The organism is Psychrobacter sp. 1Y6 (genome assembly GCF_052258385.2).
Classification (GTDB): domain Bacteria; phylum Pseudomonadota; class Gammaproteobacteria; order Pseudomonadales; family Moraxellaceae; genus Psychrobacter.
Genome location: NZ_JBQQEW020000001.1, coordinates 2,238,868 through 2,255,989, shown reverse-complemented (window position 1 = coordinate 2,255,989; position 17,122 = coordinate 2,238,868). Strand labels below are relative to the sequence as shown.

Genomic DNA, 17,122 nt, shown 5'->3' with positions numbered 1-17,122 from the left:
TTACGACAGTTAACAACGATAATTCATAAACATGCTAGTCTAAGCGCGCATTTATCGCTATCATTACCTTGTACTTCACCGTTATACCGAGTCGTTTTATGGAAAACTCAGCGCAGTCAGCAAGATTGCCACACTTACATGAATCAGAGCTATTCCACGCTATTAAAAACCCTGCCTTTAGGCGTATTGGTCTAATGGGCCGTGCTGGTAAACGTAGTGTCACTCAAAGCTTGGTACAGATTGCCCAAACCGTCAATGATATGAATTTGACGTTAATAATGGATGTACAAACGGCCAATTTACCAACGCTTGACCTCACAGACATAGAAAGAGTCAAAATCGTCAAACGGGGTTTGATTGGTGAAATTTGTGATTTGGTTATTGTGGTCGGCGGTGATGGTTCGATACTACATGCCGCTGAGGCGCTAGCACGCTACCGTGTACCTGTACTAGGGGTAAACCGTGGCCGTTTAGGATTCTTAGCAGATGTAAAACCTGATGAAGCTGCCTTTAAGTTACGTCAAGTATTGATGGGAGACTATCAACTGGACCATCGGTTTTTATTGACGATGGAGATACGAGAAGGGCGTAAAATTATCCATGAAGACATGGCACTGAATGATATCGTACTGCACGCTGGTAAATCGGTACATATGATTGATTTTCAGATGAAAATTGATGAACATGACGTTTATAGACAGCATAGTGATGGCTTGATAGCAGCAACGCCAACTGGCTCTACTGCTTATGCTTTATCAGGTGGCGGTCCAATTATTCATCCGAGTATGGACGCTATTTGTCTGGTGCCGATGCATCCCCATACGTTATCTAGCAGACCGATTGTGGTCAGTGGTAATAGTGAGGTTTGTATTCGTATCCACGAAGACAATCGTACTCAGCCGATGGTGAGTGCAGATGGTAAGCCGAGTGTGCCACTTGAGCAAGAGCAGCGCTTACATATTCGTAAGCATCCTGATAAGCTTACTTTGTTGCACCCGCCTGGGTTTGACTTTTATGAGGCCTGCCGTACAAAGCTGCACTGGAACGTACATGCCGAAGAATTCAGTCTTGATGTCGATGATGATATTATAGACGATGAATAAGCGTATCTATTAGACCCAAATATGATGCAAAAAATGGTAGTGGAGAGTAGGCAAGATGGATAAACAAACAATACTAGCAAGTCTAACGCCCGAAGTGGTTGATAAGTTTCGTATGGCGATTGAGCTAGGTAAATGGCCTGACGGTCGTAAGATTACCGCTGAGCAGCGTGAGACTTGTATGCAAGCTGTGATGGTATGGGAGCATGAGCACCTACCGCCAGCCGAGCGTACAGGTTATATTCATAAACCGGTAAAAGATGATGGCTCTGTCATCGGTGCTGAATGTGACGTCGAGCACGAGCATCACTACCCTAATATGCCAAATCCTAAAGGTGCGGTACAGCCTGTTAAGTTTCGTGATAAATAGATCTATAAATAAGTTGTAATAGTTGTTATAAAAACACTCATCATAAAAAAGCCACGCTATATAGCGTGGCTTTTTTTACTTTACCAATAATTAAATGATCAGAAATAGCTTAATCATCATAAATGATTAAATAGCAGTCGTATCAACACTAGGACGAACCGTTAGCGGGTTCTTTTGCATCAAAAATCCTTGCCAACCCCAATGTAAAAAATTACGGATATTGGCATGATCGGTACCGTTAGGCGTTGCTTGAACCTTGGCATAATGCTCGCCAAATAGTTTAAGCGTGTCCAATTGGTTCAGACCATGGTGCTTAGCAAAACCAAAGATCTTTGCGCTACCTTCGTTCTCACCGGCTGCATTATGTACCATTCCATTTACGAAAGGGGCAGGTGCATAGCGATAAAAATCATCGATAAAGCTGATGACATCATTGAATCCAATGGCTTTTTTGTTCAAACCATTAAGTAATGCCGATACATCTGATTGGCGGATACTCATAAATAAATGACCTCAGAGCAGATTAAAAAAACAATATAATATTTATGTGTGCTCAATGATGATAGTAGCCGTTGAGCGTTCAGCATTATAATTTAGCTAGCTTAGCGATTAAAGTAGTCTTCGTCATCAAACGAAGGCGAAAAGTTGCCTTGCTCAAGATGCTGCATTTGCGACTGTACAGAACGCTCATGCTGAATACGTTGATAAATCTCTTCGCGGTGTACTGCAATATCTTTGGGTGCGTTTACACCGATACGTACTTGATTGCCTTTGACGCCTAGAACCGTCACACTTACTTCGTCGCCAATCATTAGCGTTTCGCCCACGCGGCGTGTCAAAATTAACATGCGTCACACTCCTTATGTCGCATCAACAAATTATTACTCATCAGATTACTTCTCAATTGCAGAACATCACCGCAGCACCAAACACGCAATATAACCATTATCACGATGCCAGATATCGTGCCAATAGCGGTAATGATAGGTAGATTCATTTAGCCCAAATGAAAGCCCCATTATAGGCGGCATAACAGATACTGTCACGGTTTTTCACAAAACTATTAGGTAAATGCTCATTTCAACTATGCTAAAAAATAAAAATAGGACCTAAAAAGATCCTATTTTATTTAAGTACTGTTTTTATTTAGATACTATTAATTCAAACGCTATTAATTTAAATGCTGTTTATCTACATACTATATAAAGTCATTAATAGCGGTTAATAGATAACCATCAATGCTAATGCTATATTTTAACAGTTTTTATGTCTTATAGCCCAGCGATTTTACTTTCACCGTCTTCACGATCTAGGCCAAATGCCGTGTGCAATGATTTAACGGCTTTTTCTAAGTGTTGATCTTGAATCAGAACCGACACTTTGATTTCGCTGGTTGAAATCATTTGGATGTTGATGTTGTTTTCAGCGAGTGTTTGGAACATAAGGCTAGCGACACCTGCGTGTGAACGCATGCCAACACCAACCAATGAAACTTTAACAACTTCACTGTTGCCCAATATTTCTTTGGCACCAATTTCATCTTTCACTTCTTCGTTAAGCACTTTTAGCGTCTTATCTAAATCAGTGCGGTTAACCGTGAAAGTAAAATCAGTAGTACCGTTATCCGAAAGATTTTGTACAATCATATCGATTTCGATATTGGCACGACCAATTGGGCTTAAGATAGCCGAAGCGATACCAGGATGGTCAGGCACGCCGCGTACTAAGATTTTTGCTTCGTCTCTGTTGAACGCGATACCTGAGATGATTGCCTGTTCCATATTGTCTCCTTCGTCTATCGTAATTAGGGTACCAACGTTGTCTTGAAATTCTTGGTCAAAGCTACCGTCTGTGTTTTCGTCAAAGCTAGAGAGTACACGTAGCGGCACGCCATATTTACCAGCGAATTCTACTGAGCGAATCTGTAGAATCTTAGAGCCAAGACTTGCCATTTCAAGCATTTCTTCAAACGTAATTTTTTCAAGCTTTTTGGCTTTTGAGGTCACACGAGGGTCAGTGGTATAGACGCCATCGACATCGGTATAAATTTGACACTCGTCAGCGCCCAAGGCCGCGGCAATCGCCACACCTGTGGTATCAGAACCGCCGCGTCCTAATGTGGTCGCGTTACCTTCTTCGTCGATACCTTGGAAACCTGCCACAATAACGATATTGCCAGCATCTAATTGCTCACGTATGTTTTTGTCATCGATGCTTTCGATACGGGCTTTATTATGGGCGTTGTCGGTCTTAATCGCGACTTGGCGACCAGTCATTGAACGGGCACCAATACCAAGCTCTTTAATCGCCATGGCTAGGAGTGAGATAGAAACCTGCTCACCTGTTGAGACCATTTGATCGTATTCGCGAGGATCAGGCTGCGTGCTAATTTGGCGAGCTAGATCAATCAAACGGTTGGTTTCGCCGCTCATGGCTGAGACCACGACGACCACTTGATGACCATTGTCATGCCAGCGTTTGACTCGTTTGGCGACGTTTTTGATGCGGTCGATACTGCCCATCGAGGTGCCGCCGTATTTCTGTACTATTAACGCCATAAAAATCTACCTATTTATTCAATAATGACTTTTTATTGTCATTGAGGAGAGTCAATGTGATGCTCGTCAATGCTTGTATAGATAAAGCCAGATGATAAGAGTTATGCCTTTAGGTCTTTCATTCTTCTAATGGTATCTATCAACCTTATAGAATGAACAATATGCCCAAACGTTGACCTTTATACCATATCTACCGCATAACTTTAAGCCTCAGGAGCGCTTAGATGTATGGCGATTGGTTATAGTAGTTATAACCAATCACGTATTCTATGCGTAGTAGAGTAAAGCTATGCGATAAATATAAGATACATTGTGACGCGCTATACCAGTATATTCACGAGTTTAATATTCGCTAGCTTAGCTAAGCTGGGTTTCAATCCAAGCAGGTAGAGCGCTGATAACCGCTGCACTGTTGCCAGACTTCGGTGCGCCGCCTTGAGCGTAGTCAGGCTTACCGCCACCTTTACCACCAAGCTCACCTGCCAAATGACGAATAATATCACCAGCCTTCACTTTGGCAGTGACAGATTTTGCGACGCTCGCTGCGAGTGCTAATTGGTCATCTTTATCACCAATCAATACAATCACGCTATCAGGCAGTTTTGATTTGATATCGTCCATCAGCGTACGGATGGATTTACCATCGATACCGCTTAAGGTGCTGATAAGAACTGGCGTACCTGCGATCATTTGTACATCATCAAGCAAGTTGGCTGCTTGAGCACTGGCGATTTTTTGCTCTAAGCGCTCTAGCTGTTTTTCAAGCTCGCGTTGCTTATCAGCCATCGTACGGACACGCTGCGCTACTTCAGGACGTTTTACTTTCAGCTGACTTGCCAATTCGCTCAGTTGTTGCTCGCTTTGCTGAATGTTTTTGACCGCATTCATACCCGTGACGGCTTCAACTCGGCGGATACCAGCCGCAATACCAGATTCACTGGTGATTTTTAGCACACCGATATCGCCCGTACGTTGTACATGCAAGCCACCACATAGCTCGATAGAGAAAGGCTTGCGCTGACCATCAACGATACGGTCTGTACCCATGGTTAGGACTCGAACGTCACTACCGTACTTTTCACCAAACAGTGCCATAGCGCCTTGATTCATCGCTTCATCAATCGACATGTGCTCGATACGGGCAGGGGTATTGGCTTGAATTTGCTCATTAACGAGACGTTCGACACGCATAATTTCAGCGGCGCTGACAGGCTTATCATAAGCAAAGTCAAAACGTAGTACTTCGCTTGAGACTAGTGAGCCTTTTTGCGTGACCGCATCGCCTAGTACTTCTCTTAGCGCTGCGTGCAATAGGTGAGTGGCTGAGTGGTTTTTGGCGCTGGCTGCACGAATGCTAGACAGTACTTGCGCTTCAGCGGTTTGCTTAGTGCTGATATCGCCCATGGTCACGACACCATAATGGATAATCGCCTGACCAGATTTTTTGGTATCTTGCACTTCGAAGACGCCAGATGCTGTACGGATTTCACCAAGCTCACCGACTTGACCACCGCCTTCAGCATAAAATGGGGTGCGATCCAAGACTACAACGCCTTCCATGCCTTCTGTTAAGCTGTCTGCCGGGTTGCCGTCTTGATAAAGCGCGTCAATAGTCACGCCGTCTTCTTCGAGCTGCTCATAGCCGATAAATGTCGTTGGCGTTTCTACTTGGATGACACTGCTGTAATCGACATCAAACTTGCCAGCATCACGCGCACGTTCGCGTTGTGCCTGCATATGCTCGTCAAATTCCGCTTCATCAATAGCAATACCACGCTCACGAGTGATATCGGCGGTCAAATCAAGTGGGAAACCATAGGTATCATAGAGCTTAAATGCCGCTTCACCAGATAGCGTATCACCATCTTGTAAGCCTTCAAGTTCGCTGGCAAGTAAACGTAAGCCTTGGGCCAATGTTTTAGCAAACTGTGCTTCTTCTTTCTGAATAGCACTTTCGATGACGCTTTGTTTGTCTTTTAGCTCAGGATAGGCACTGCCCATTTCAGCGACGAGTGGCGCAACCATCTTATAGAAAAACTCGCTATCAGCGCCAAGTTTGTTGCCATGACGTACCGCACGACGAATGACACGGCGCAATACATAGCCGCGACCTTCATTACTTGGCGTGACACCATCAGCAATCAAAAATGCTACAGCACGAATATGGTCGGCGATGACTTTTAATGATGATTGTTGCTCATTATTAATTTCTAGTATTTCAGCTGCTGCATCCATCAAATGGACAAATAAATCGATCTCGTAGTTGCCATGAACGCCTTGCATAATGGCACTAATACGCTCAAGCCCCATGCCTGTATCGACGCTAGGTGCTGGCAGTGGTAACAGCGTGCCGTCTTTTTGACGATTGAACTGCATGAATACGCAGTTCCAAATCTCAATATAGCGATCACCGTCTTCTTCTGGGGTACCTGGCAGGCCGCCTTCGATATCGGCGCCATGGTCATAAAAGACTTCGGTACAAGGGCCACAAGGACCAGTGTCACCCATCGTCCAAAAGTTATCAGAAGCGTAAGGAGCACCTTTGTTATCACCAATACGAATGATGCGCTCACTCGGGATGCCGATGTTTTTATTCCAAATTTCAAAGGCCTCGTCATCAGTCTCATAGATAGTGACATAGAGACGATTTTTATCAATCGCTAACCACTGATCTGAGGTTAAAAACTCCCAGATATACTCAATACCTGCTTGCTTGAAATAATCACCAAATGAGAAGTTGCCAAGCATTTCAAAGAAAGTATGGTGACGGGCGGTATAGCCGACATTATCCAAATCATTGTGTTTGCCGCCAGCACGTACGCACTTTTGAGAGGTTACCGCACGTGTATAGTCACGTGGTTCCATACCCAAAAAGGTTTCTTTAAACTGATTCATACCGGCATTGGTAAATAGCAATGTCGGATCATTGTGTGGAATCAAGCTAGACGATGAAACTTGGGTGTGCTGCTTGCTTATGAAAAAATCGATAAAGGCTTGGCGAATATCGGCTGAGCGAAATGGCTGGCTCACAGCGGCTCCTTACTGACGGATAGAATTGAGTAAATGACATAAAATAATTTTGCAAGCGATTTTAGCACAAACGCCCAAGCTCTTGGTACAAGAGTTATAACTACTAGGTTATTATACGTGTGCTAGTCATCGCCTAATTTATAGAGTATTGAGGCTAATTGGTCAAAATTGCCGCATCCGTTTCATCTAATTTGTCTTGCGTCGTTGGATTGGACTCGATTACTTGTACAGGCAGATAACGTAGTTGAAGCTTGATTGGCAAGTACTCTGGGAAATTCTCTGCCATATCATTAGTAATGAGCGTTTCAATCTGGCGTACGTCATATGAGCTCGGTAATGTCTCTCCACGCACGATTGCTCGCACCACTTGATTTTCTTCTGAGGTATCAAACTGCGTATTGGTCAATACATTGCCTTGATCGATAAAGTAGTTGTTGATGGCTTCTTTGACACTACTCTCAAATACTTGCTGCTTGGCATTGGTCTGTAGGTTGATGGTCAAGTAAGCACCTAGGCCACCAAGTAGTAATAAAGTCACGGCGTTGCGCTGCAAAAAAGTCAGATAGGTATTCGATTTATAATCGTCATCGACCAAACGACGGAAACCTAATATCCACAATACAAGCGCATTAGTAAACTGGATAGCAAGAATGTTGGTCGCTGCCAACAACAGCGCACCAAGCCCAAGCTGCATCTCGCCATTAGCGAGCAAAATACCGCTAGCAGCCAGTGGTGGCACCAAGGCTGTGGCAACCGCAACGCCAACAACAGCAACCGAGAGATGCGGAGATACCATCGCATAAGCACCAGCAGTACCACCTGCTAAGGCAATCATCAAATCCATGGAAGTAGGCTGGGTACGTGATAGGATTTCTGCGGTTAGCGGTTGGTCTTTATGTAGCCAACCAACGATAAAGCCGACCAATACCACCAGTGAGACACCGATGATGACGGTAAAAAGCGACTTACGTAGCAGTGGCATACGGTGATCGATAATCGCTAGCGCTATACCCGTGATAGGGCCTAGCATCATCGCAACCAGCATCGCTCCGATGACCACGGCTGCTGAATTAGTCACTAGCCCATAACTGGCAATGATGGCAGATAGGATGTTCATGATGAAGTACATCTTGCTAGGCAGCGCGTTCGCCTCAATCCTAACCCGTACTTCTGGGTAATCTACCTTTTGATTGCTGAATTGCTCGGCGACAAACTGCTTGTAAGACTCAAGCTTGGCTTCTTTTTCCTCTTGAACCTCATCTTCGTCACTTTCATCTTGAGACTTTTGAGCGTCGCTATCTTCTACATCGGTGTCTTTATTTTGGCTTTTATCTTCTGAGTCATTATTTTGATGGTCATCATCGCGACTAGATTCATTTTTTGTCTTTTGTTGATTGGCTGTTTTGTTATCTGATGACTGTGCTGCGATGTTTGTGTCATCAGCAGGGTCATCAGCAAGGTCGTCTTCTGCTTCTACCGTTACTTCAGCATCACTATCGTCTTGAGCACTTTTTTCTGTTGTCTCTGGCGTATCCGACTGGAAGAAGTCTGACTTCTCTTTCGCTTCTATAGTTTCTGTTTCTGCAACCTCTGATGCTTCAGTATTTGACTGTGACTCAGGTTCTGTCGACTCCAATGTCGCCACGACCACATCGTCACTGATGGTTTCCATGGTTATCTCAGCGTCAGGCGGCTGCGCACATTCAGTGTCTACTTCGGAGTCTGTTTCGCCATCTGTATCAGTCGATTGCTTGTATTGATTGTCTTCGCTTTTATCATTGTCTACAGCGGCATCATCAACTACTGGGTCAACTGTCGCGTCTTGATTGTGAGAGGCGTCAGTAGTGGCTGATGAATCTTTTTGATCCACTGAGTTATGCGCTGTATTTTTTTCAGATGAGGACATAGCAGATAGCGTTCTTAGTAAATAAAGAAAGTCATTATTGTAATGATAAATAGATAAAGATATAGGAGATTCTTGAAAATTATAAAAAAGAGTAGAAAAAAGATGAGAGTAGGAACTGATGTTTCTTATGATTAAGTCGAAAACCTTAATAATAGCATGGTTTTTGTTCAAAAGTCATTCAATATAGATGCTACAAGGGTTCACGGTAAATACTTATTTTTTTTGTGGAATTAAGGTTAAATGTATTATATCCACAATAAAGATAAGGAATAACTTATGAACTGGCCATTATTTTCTGTCATCTATTCAATGACAGCCACCGTGACTGTTGGACTTTTTATGATTGGTGCTCTCATTACAGGGTTCGATGAGATACTTCATATTCAAATAGCGGTTGGATTGGGTGTTCTAGCTTCGTTACCTGCAGGATTATTCTTTACCAAAAAAATTGGCAGTATTACTGGGAATGAGGAAAGCTATAAGACATAAAGACAAGCAGTGTTATCGATGTGAGGTGGAACCGCCTATCAGCAAACAAAAAAAGACCTCAAGATTGAGGTCTTTTTTATCATTAAAAATATCTGCTAACTAGCATCGAAGCTAGATTTAATAAGGTTCTAATTATTGAAGTTCGACAACTGCGCCATTTTCAATATTGGCATATACTTCTAACACATCCCAGTTGGTCAAACGAACACAACCTGCTGAGCCTTGACGACTGATACCTTCAGGTACTGGTGAGCCATGTAAACCGTAAGAAGGCTTAGATAATCCCATCCAAACGACACCGACTGGGTTGTTTGGTCCTGGTGCTATCATATGAACTTTCTTTTGAGCGCCTTCACCAACGGTTGATTTATACCAAGGCATTTTCACTTTATTGATAATTTTGAACGTGCCTTTTGGAGACGGTGTGGCATCACTACCAACGGTCGTCGGATAAGTAGCAACCAATTTATCACCATTGTAGGCATACAATGTTTTGTCGGCTTTGTTGGCGACTACGCGATTGATACGTTGGTTCAGCTTGTCACGAGTATTTAGCACTGTGATAGTCTCGCCAACAGCATACTTTTTATTCTTGTTGAGTTTGTCTAAGTAACGTACATCCATATGGAAACGTTCACCTAGCATCTCTTTAATATCTTGATAATAAAGACCTTTCATTTTTGACTTTGCTTCTGAACCAGAAGGGGTAGTCGCAAAATTGGTATTGATATCGTCTGCGGTCAACGTATAAGTGACCAGTACGGGTTTGTTTGCAGGGATATTTTTAACCAATGCATCCCAAGTTTTTTGATCCATTTTACCAGTCGCTGGTAAGCCTTTCATCGTTTGGAAGTTAACAAGGGCTTTTTTGCTGTTCATACCCCAACCGCCATCGATAGGACCAGGAGAAGCATGGTTCCAATCGAGCAGCGCCTGCATTTTGATGGTCATCGCTGAGTTGACTTTCATATTAGGCGACCAGACAGCACCGTTCACTTGCTTAGCATAGTTCGACAAGTTCAGCGTTGTATGCTTCTTACCATCTTTGTCTTCGATATTTTTGATGGTTGGATCATCGCTAAAGTCTTGACGCTTTTCACTCTCTGGTAACTCAAAAGCGAGTGGATCAGAAGAGTCGATAGATGATAGGTCGCTAGGCGCAGCAACGGCTTGACCTTCACTAATGTCATCGTTACGGTCAGCCTGCTCATCTTTACGCGTCAGTTCTGCTGCACTCATATTGTCAGCAGCTGGGGCTGGCGCGTTTTGACTGGCTTCTTGCTTGTTATTGATAAGCTGGTTCATGCTGTCGACTGGTTTCGCTTTCTCTGTATTTAACTGTACAGTAGCAGCGCCATCTGAGCGACTACGGTTCTCTTGCACATTCAGGCTAACCTTTTTGGCAAGACCTGGCATAGCGTCAGCCGTGCGTACTGGCAATGTGCGAGTACTATCGGCAGGTGCAGCAAGTGCGGCTACACTGGCACTTACAGCTGCGATAGATATGGCAGTAATAATTGGCTTTATTTTCATCATATTGAGTCACTTGTGGTTGCTACTAATGCGGCTATTATGCGCATAATTTGATTGCATCGCAAACTTTTGACACATCTTTTTGCATTTAAGACTTGCCAAACGTCAACTGCTGACGTATTCGCTACAGTTGGGTAATAATTTAACCAAGGTGTGTATGGCGTCGTGCTCGATTCTTACGCAAACTGTTCATTATTCGCACTATTTTTTGTGCAAGTAAAAATGACAGTTATTGGCGCTACTAGAGGTTTACGTCTATAATGTATGACTGAATTTTATTTAATATAACGATTTTTAGCAAAAAGCAATTTAACCCGCTAGCAGTTAATCCACAAGGTGCGATATGTCAGAAGACCAAACAATGAGTGCAGAAGAGTTTCAAAACCAATACTTCAACGATGAGTCTGAAGGCTTAGACGGTGAGATGGAGTATGATTTAGAGACTGGACTTCTTGGTGAGCACGATGAATTTGCTAACTTACATGCAGAGCTAAACGAAGCACGTGAGCAGCTTGTCAGTATTCGCGACTTTATTCGTTTTTCAGTCACGCAGCTGCGTAACTACGACGTCGTTGTTGCACAAGGCACGACCGATGAGTTTGCAGAAGCGTCAGCCATTGTCCTGCATTCTTTGTCTCTCGATTGGTCTGCCAATGAGCAGATTTTAGACTGTCGTCTGACCACGTCTGAGAAGCAGTTGGTACTAGGGCTGTTAGAAGAGCGTATCGCTGAGCGTAAACCACTCAGTTATTTGATTAACTTATCGTACTTCTGCGATTTGCCTTTTTATGTCGATGAGCGTGTTCTTATTCCTCGCTCACCGATTGCAGAGTTGATTCGTCAGCAGTTCCATCCGTACTTTGAAGTTACTGAATTGGCCAAACCACTGGGTGTCAGTCCGAACGAAAAGTCAGCGGTATTTTATGATCATGGCTTGGATGTAAAGCAATTGTCGCAGCCTGAGCGTATCTTGGACTTGTGTACTGGCTCTGGTTGTATCGCAATCGCGCTTGCTACCCGTTTCGTTGATGCGTTGGTCGATGCTGTTGATATCGATAAAGGCGCGTTAGAAGTGGCAATGGTCAATGTCGATCATCATGACCTTGGTCATCAAGTAAACGTAATCGAGTCTGATTTGTTTGCCAAGATACCTGCTGAGAACCAGTATGAGCTTATCGTCACCAATCCACCGTACGTGGACGCCGCTATCATGGCAGATTTGCCGCCTGAGTTCTTATATGAGCCTGAGCATGCACTTGCAGCTGGCCAAGACGGCTTAGATTTGGTACATCGTATCTTATTTGAAGCGCCAGATTACCTTAGCCCAGATGGTTTGCTGATCTGTGAAGTAGGTGACAGCGAATGGGCGCTAAAACAAGCCTATCCTGAAATCCAGTTTGATTGGTTGAAGTTTGCACATGGCGGTCATGGTGTCTTTGCGATTACCTATGATGAGCTAGTCTCAAACCGTCAATTGTTTGCCTCTTATGTTCAGCTATTAGATAGCCTTCAATAGACAGATATTGGGTCGGATAGACATCGGCTTCATGAGCCGAAACTATAAATAACAATACAATCACTCATTATAAGCAACACAAGCAGTAACTATGAGTGATTGGTCAAATAGTAATCAGTAGCGTTTACTTGTTTAAGGACAGTTATGGCAGGCAATAGTATTGGGCAGGTTTTTACGGTTACCACTTGTGGTGAGTCGCATGGGGCAGGCCTTATGGCCATCGTTGATGGCGTACCACCAGGTTTAGTATTATCTGCAGACGAACTACAAGTAGATTTGGATCGTCGCAAACCGGGTACGTCTAAGTATTCAACCCAGCGCCGTGAGTCTGATGAAGTTGAGATTATCTCTGGCGTATTTGAAGGCAAAACCACAGGTACGTCTATCGGTTTATTGATTCGCAATACCAATCAAAAATCTAAAGACTATAGCGATATCAAAGATACTTTCCGTCCTGGACACGCTGACTATACTTATAGTATGAAATATGGCTTCCGTGACTATCGTGGTGGCGGTCGTTCGTCAGCACGTGAAACGGCCATGCGTGTAGCAGCTGGTGCTATCGCCAAGAAATACTTGCAAGAACGTCTAGGCGTACAAATTCGTGGTCACGTGACTCAGATTGGCAATGAGCATAGTAATGTCTTAGACCCAAGCCAAATTGACTGGGAGTTTGTAAATAGCAATCCGTTCTTCTGTGCAGACAAAGAAGCGATTGGCCGTTTTGAAACCTTGATTGATAACTTGCGCCGTGAAGGCACTAGCTGTGGCGCGCGCCTTGATATCATTGCGAGCGGTGTGCCAGTAGGCTTAGGCGAGCCAGTATTTGATCGTTTAGATGCAGATATCGCTCATGCGATGATGAGTATCAATGCGGTCAAAGGCGTCGAGATTGGCGATGGGATGGCGGTAGCAGGTCAATTCGGACATAGCGCTCGTGATGAGCTGACGCCAGATGGGTTTGCAGCCAACCATGCTGGCGGTGTCTTGGGCGGTATCTCATCAGGCCAAGATATCCGTGTGAGTATTGCGCTAAAACCAACATCTAGTATTACTACTGCTGGCAAGAGCATTAACACTCAAGGTGAAGCAGTCGATATGCTGACTAAGGGTCGTCATGATCCTTGCGTAGGTGTGCGTGCTACGCCCATTGCCGAAGCGATGCTAGCGATTGTAGTGCTTGATCACTATCTACGTCATCGCGGTCAAAACGCGGATGTGAAGCCGCCAGTACAATCGATCACTTAGTATTTTTGTCGTAGAGTAATCAGCCCTTTGTTGTTTCCAGTAGTTTAATACTAGAAATAATAAAGGGCTTTTTTATGTCTAAATAAAATACAGGTATTACCTAAATATAATCAACGTTTTGAGCTAGCTAAATATTAGGCTACCAGTTGATACTCATCAATAGCCACACACTGCTGATGTCGAAATACCAATAACAACCGCTGACTAGGAATCGCTAGCCAATGACCAAACTCAATACTATCGACGCCTTGGCTCGTTAATGTCTGTGCACAGTGATGACGGCTAAAGCCGATTAGGTTATTGATAATAGGGTTATCCGTTAATTGATGTGACATGAAATTTCTACTCCTAATTTACTTTACGAATTTGACGGTTCAATAGATCCTAGTGCTATCGTAAAACAATGAAGTAGAAATCCCTGTGTAGTCATGATGGAAAGTTGATGAATCCATATATAGTCATTCCACTATAAAAGTATTACAGCGTTAACCTCGCTTGAAGTATCACATATACATCTGCACTCGGTTGCCTTGTACTACTCTTAAATTGAATCGACTATAAGTTATTATTTTCAGGCCAATGGCAGGGTGATACTAACCATCACACCAGAACGCTGGTTTTTACTAGTATCAGTGTTATCAGGTGTAGCTTTATCAGTGCCAGCTTTATCATTGTTGGCATGGACATTGTTGATGGCTACCTGACCACCATGATGTTCAATTACTTGCTTTACTAAGGTGAGTCCAAGGCCCGTGCCTTTCTTGAGCGTATTACTACTATGGTCAGTTTGCCTCGACTCAGTCGTTGGATCTGTCGACTCTGTATATAGATCATTGTTGTCTGTGCGATTCGTTGTTTGAGATGATGGTTGGCTTTGATGAGACAAGCTGAAATAACGCTCAAATGCTTTTGCGACAGCATATTCGGGTAGCAGCTTACCATCATTGAATATATCGATAGTGACGGTTCGAGTAGTGCTATGCAATGAAATCTCAACGGTACGACTTGCAAAGTGTATCGCATTATCAAGCACATTTTGCAGTACTTGTATTAACCAAAACTGGTCAGCATACACGCTAGTCGCTGCCAGTACTTCTGCTGGCAAGTTTGCAATGTTGGTCACATTCTTATTATCAATATGTATATCGATAGGGTATAGATTCTGCTGTTGCTGCTTGGCTGTATTATCTCTGATCAGACTTTGCAAAAGTGGTAATAGGGGAGTCAGTTGTCGGTTGAGCTTAAAGGTAGGCTGTTCTACTTTAGCCAGCAACAGAAGTCGGTCGATGAGCTGTTGCATTTTTATGCTTTGCTCACCTACCGTCTCAATGAGCATCTGCCGATCTTCATTATCCAGTTTATTGCCATCTAATCCATCGTCCTCTAACAGCTCGCTACTGGCACGTATGGCGGTCAAAGGGCTTTTTAACTCGTGAGTGAGCGTATGAACATAATCAGTGACGTAAGCACGGTTTTCGAGTCGATGCTTCATGGTCTCGATAGTATCTGTCAAGCTATTTAACTCATGCCCTAGATAAAAATAGGGCTTTTTGGTGTCTTCTGCCAACGCACTGGTATATTGAGTCACCAAAGTAATACTCTGCTTAAGCCACCATGCTACTAGACCTGCCAGTATAAGAGCAGCGATACTGATAAGTAGTGCGGTGATAAGCATACGGTTACGTGTGTCATCTAAATAAGGCAATACGCTAGCGACAGGCTTACCGACACTGACCACACCGATGATATCTCCAGACGGATTTTTGATGGGCTGAGCCACATACATGACCGAACCATCGCGCCGCTGATAATCTCGCAGTGTACTTCTCGCGCCGTATTGTCCTTTTAACGTGAGATAGACATCATTCCAGCGTCCATAGTTTTGCCCTTCATTATTATCAGGTCTGGGCAGGGAGTCGTAAATAACTATGCCGCTATTGTCTGTCACATATACGCGAAAGCTACTGTAGCTTTTGGTTTGATCGACAGGACTGAGCGTTTCGTCCATCGCTGGCATGCCGACAAATGCAGCATCAAGTTGCGCTTGATATTCCTCATCATATAACTGCCCTGTAGATAGCGGCACCTGTAGACTGGCCGCGAGTAATTTACTGGTGTCTAGGAGCGTGTCTTCGATGACTTGCTGCGCGGTTGGCTTGACGTAGCCAAACAACTGAGTAAACACGACCACGCCGCATATAACGAGCACCAACGCAACGGCTAGCCAAATCCTAAAAAATATACTTAAATTGAGCAGTCGTTTGCGTTTAGGGGCTTGCTGAGCAGTACCAATAGGATGCAGTTTGGCATACCAATTGCTTTGGTCATTATGAATATCATTCTCAGTAGGATTGGTTTTATTATTCATAAACTAGCAGCCACTGTTAAGCGGGACATAATGCGTAACCCAGTCCGCGATGCGTATGGATGACATCGACATTAGCATCTACCATAGCAAGCTGTTTACGAATTGATTTGATATGACTGTCTATAGTGCGTGCCAAGCGGTGGTCAGGATAGTCGCTTACTGCGCTAAGCAATTGCTCACGGCTAAAGACTTGATACGGCGCTTGTAATAATGTCAGCAAAATTTTGCGTTCTGTATTGCTAAGTTCAAGCTTTTGCTCTTGCCACGTTAATGAATAGTTGAGCGGTTGATAATGCCAAACACCAGATTGGTTCTCAAACGTTAGTGCTTGTCCTGATAGATTATTTGAGGAAGTATTATCAGTACTGTCGTTTGAGTTTGTGGTATGAGATCCTGATTGCTGAATTAGCTGTTCACGGCGCCAAATGGCTTTTAAACGCGCGACCAATTCACGTGGACTAAAGGGTTTGGCGCAATAATCATCGCCGCCCATCTCTAATCCCAAAATCCGATCGACTTCATCGCTACGTGCGGTCAAAAACACGATAGGCAAATCTTTTAAGGCGTCGATATCAGGTGTATGACGTATTTGTTGACATAGGCTCAAGCCATCACCATCTGGTAGACCGACATCCATAATGATCGCCGATAGATCCTGTGCTTCATGACTATGCAGCATGGGTAACACACTACTGGCATTATCCAACCAAGTTATCTGCCAGCCTTCGCGCTTGCAGGTAACCTTAAGTGACATCGCGATCGCAGGATCATCTTCTACCAGTAAAATATGGGTCATAGTCTCTACATCGTTTTATAAGCTTAGTAAATTATCGTAGCACAAAACAGCAGACTGCTCTTGCTGCTACGAGTTAAATGGTGTGAAAAGTTAATGGAAAAGTAAGGTGCTCAGTAGATAGTGTGCGATGTAATCACCTTAATACATTCAACAAAAAGGCCAGCTCAATAGATAAGCTGGCCTTGGTAATAAAAACTAAGCGTGATTG

At 43.7% G+C, this 17,122-nt stretch carries 14 protein-coding genes and 1 pseudogene; 6 read left to right on the top strand and 9 right to left on the bottom strand.

Features of this window, described 5'->3' with window-relative positions:
* Window positions 1-98 precede the first annotated feature (98 nt).
* Together ACTXGF_RS23105 and ACTXGF_RS23100 are read left to right on the top strand one after the other, a co-directional pair.
* A complete protein-coding gene (locus ACTXGF_RS23105; RefSeq protein ID WP_193834210.1) occupies window positions 99-1,103 on the top strand; it encodes an NAD(+) kinase in 1,005 nt (334 codons plus the stop codon).
* Between the two features lie 55 nt (window positions 1,104-1,158).
* Window positions 1,159-1,470: a YeaC family protein gene (locus ACTXGF_RS23100; RefSeq protein ID WP_201566963.1), complete on the top strand. Its 312-nt coding sequence runs from the start codon at window positions 1,159-1,161 to the stop codon at window positions 1,468-1,470.
* A gap of 126 nt (window positions 1,471-1,596) precedes the next feature.
* On the opposite strand, the gene ACTXGF_RS23095 is transcribed toward ACTXGF_RS23100, so the two are convergent.
* Together ACTXGF_RS23095 and csrA are read right to left on the bottom strand one after the other, a co-directional pair.
* Window positions 1,597-1,971 carry a HopJ type III effector protein gene (locus ACTXGF_RS23095; RefSeq protein ID WP_057759243.1) on the bottom strand — a complete coding sequence of 125 codons (375 nt, stop codon included), beginning with the start codon at window positions 1,969-1,971 and terminating at the stop codon, window positions 1,597-1,599.
* Window positions 1,972-2,150: 179 nt separating this feature from the next.
* Window positions 2,151-2,318, bottom strand: a pseudogene (gene csrA, locus ACTXGF_RS23090) (carbon storage regulator CsrA); the annotation flags it as partial.
* 14 nt (window positions 2,319-2,332) lie between these two features.
* On the opposite strand from csrA, the gene ACTXGF_RS23085 reads away from it, so the two are divergent.
* Window positions 2,333-2,461: a hypothetical protein gene (locus ACTXGF_RS23085; RefSeq protein ID WP_261868768.1), complete on the top strand. Its 129-nt coding sequence runs from the start codon at window positions 2,333-2,335 to the stop codon at window positions 2,459-2,461.
* A gap of 280 nt (window positions 2,462-2,741) precedes the next feature.
* Here the strand turns inward: ACTXGF_RS23085 and ACTXGF_RS23080 are convergent, their stop codons facing one another.
* The 3 genes from ACTXGF_RS23080 to ACTXGF_RS23070 form a co-directional block, all read right to left on the bottom strand.
* Complete coding sequence (locus ACTXGF_RS23080; protein WP_057759246.1) at window positions 2,742-4,028, bottom strand: aspartate kinase; 1,287 nt, start codon at window positions 4,026-4,028, stop codon at window positions 2,742-2,744.
* A gap of 357 nt (window positions 4,029-4,385) precedes the next feature.
* On the bottom strand, window positions 4,386-7,058 hold the full coding sequence (alaS, locus tag ACTXGF_RS23075) for an alanine--tRNA ligase (protein WP_443532540.1): 2,673 nt from the start codon (window positions 7,056-7,058) through the stop codon (window positions 4,386-4,388).
* A gap of 154 nt (window positions 7,059-7,212) precedes the next feature.
* Window positions 7,213-8,964 (bottom strand): TIGR00341 family protein, encoded by a 1,752-nt coding sequence (locus ACTXGF_RS23070; protein ID WP_443532542.1) that lies wholly within the window; start codon window positions 8,962-8,964, stop codon window positions 7,213-7,215.
* A 276-nt stretch (window positions 8,965-9,240) separates the two neighbouring features.
* Between ACTXGF_RS23070 and ACTXGF_RS23065 the strand changes: the two genes are divergently transcribed.
* Window positions 9,241-9,453: a hypothetical protein gene (locus ACTXGF_RS23065; RefSeq protein ID WP_443532543.1), complete on the top strand. Its 213-nt coding sequence runs from the start codon at window positions 9,241-9,243 to the stop codon at window positions 9,451-9,453.
* Between the two features lie 132 nt (window positions 9,454-9,585).
* Here the strand turns inward: ACTXGF_RS23065 and ACTXGF_RS23060 are convergent, their stop codons facing one another.
* On the bottom strand, window positions 9,586-10,989 hold the full coding sequence (locus ACTXGF_RS23060) for a L,D-transpeptidase family protein (protein WP_443532544.1): 1,404 nt from the start codon (window positions 10,987-10,989) through the stop codon (window positions 9,586-9,588).
* A 340-nt stretch (window positions 10,990-11,329) separates the two neighbouring features.
* Between ACTXGF_RS23060 and prmB the strand changes: the two genes are divergently transcribed.
* A complete protein-coding gene (gene prmB / locus ACTXGF_RS23055) occupies window positions 11,330-12,502 on the top strand; it encodes a 50S ribosomal protein L3 N(5)-glutamine methyltransferase (RefSeq protein WP_101206117.1) in 1,173 nt (390 codons plus the stop codon).
* Window positions 12,503-12,646: 144 nt separating this feature from the next.
* Complete coding sequence (gene aroC, locus ACTXGF_RS23050) at window positions 12,647-13,750, top strand: chorismate synthase (RefSeq protein ID WP_443532547.1); 1,104 nt, start codon at window positions 12,647-12,649, stop codon at window positions 13,748-13,750.
* Window positions 13,751-13,884: 134 nt separating this feature from the next.
* Here aroC and ACTXGF_RS23045 read toward each other — a convergent pair whose 3' ends face one another.
* The 3 genes from ACTXGF_RS23045 to ACTXGF_RS23035 all read right to left on the bottom strand — a co-directional run bounded on the left by ACTXGF_RS23045 (window position 13,885) and on the right by ACTXGF_RS23035 (window position 16,914).
* Entirely contained in the window at window positions 13,885-14,085 is a 201-nt protein-coding gene (locus ACTXGF_RS23045; protein WP_443532549.1) for a hypothetical protein, read from the bottom strand.
* A 236-nt stretch (window positions 14,086-14,321) separates the two neighbouring features.
* The gene (creC, locus tag ACTXGF_RS23040) at window positions 14,322-16,118 is read right to left on the bottom strand and encodes a two-component system sensor histidine kinase CreC (protein WP_443532551.1); all 1,797 of its coding nucleotides are present in this window, start codon (window positions 16,116-16,118) and stop codon (window positions 14,322-14,324) included.
* 16 nt (window positions 16,119-16,134) lie between these two features.
* The gene (locus ACTXGF_RS23035) at window positions 16,135-16,914 is read right to left on the bottom strand and encodes a response regulator (RefSeq protein ID WP_443532553.1); all 780 of its coding nucleotides are present in this window, start codon (window positions 16,912-16,914) and stop codon (window positions 16,135-16,137) included.
* Window positions 16,915-17,122 lie beyond the last annotated feature (208 nt).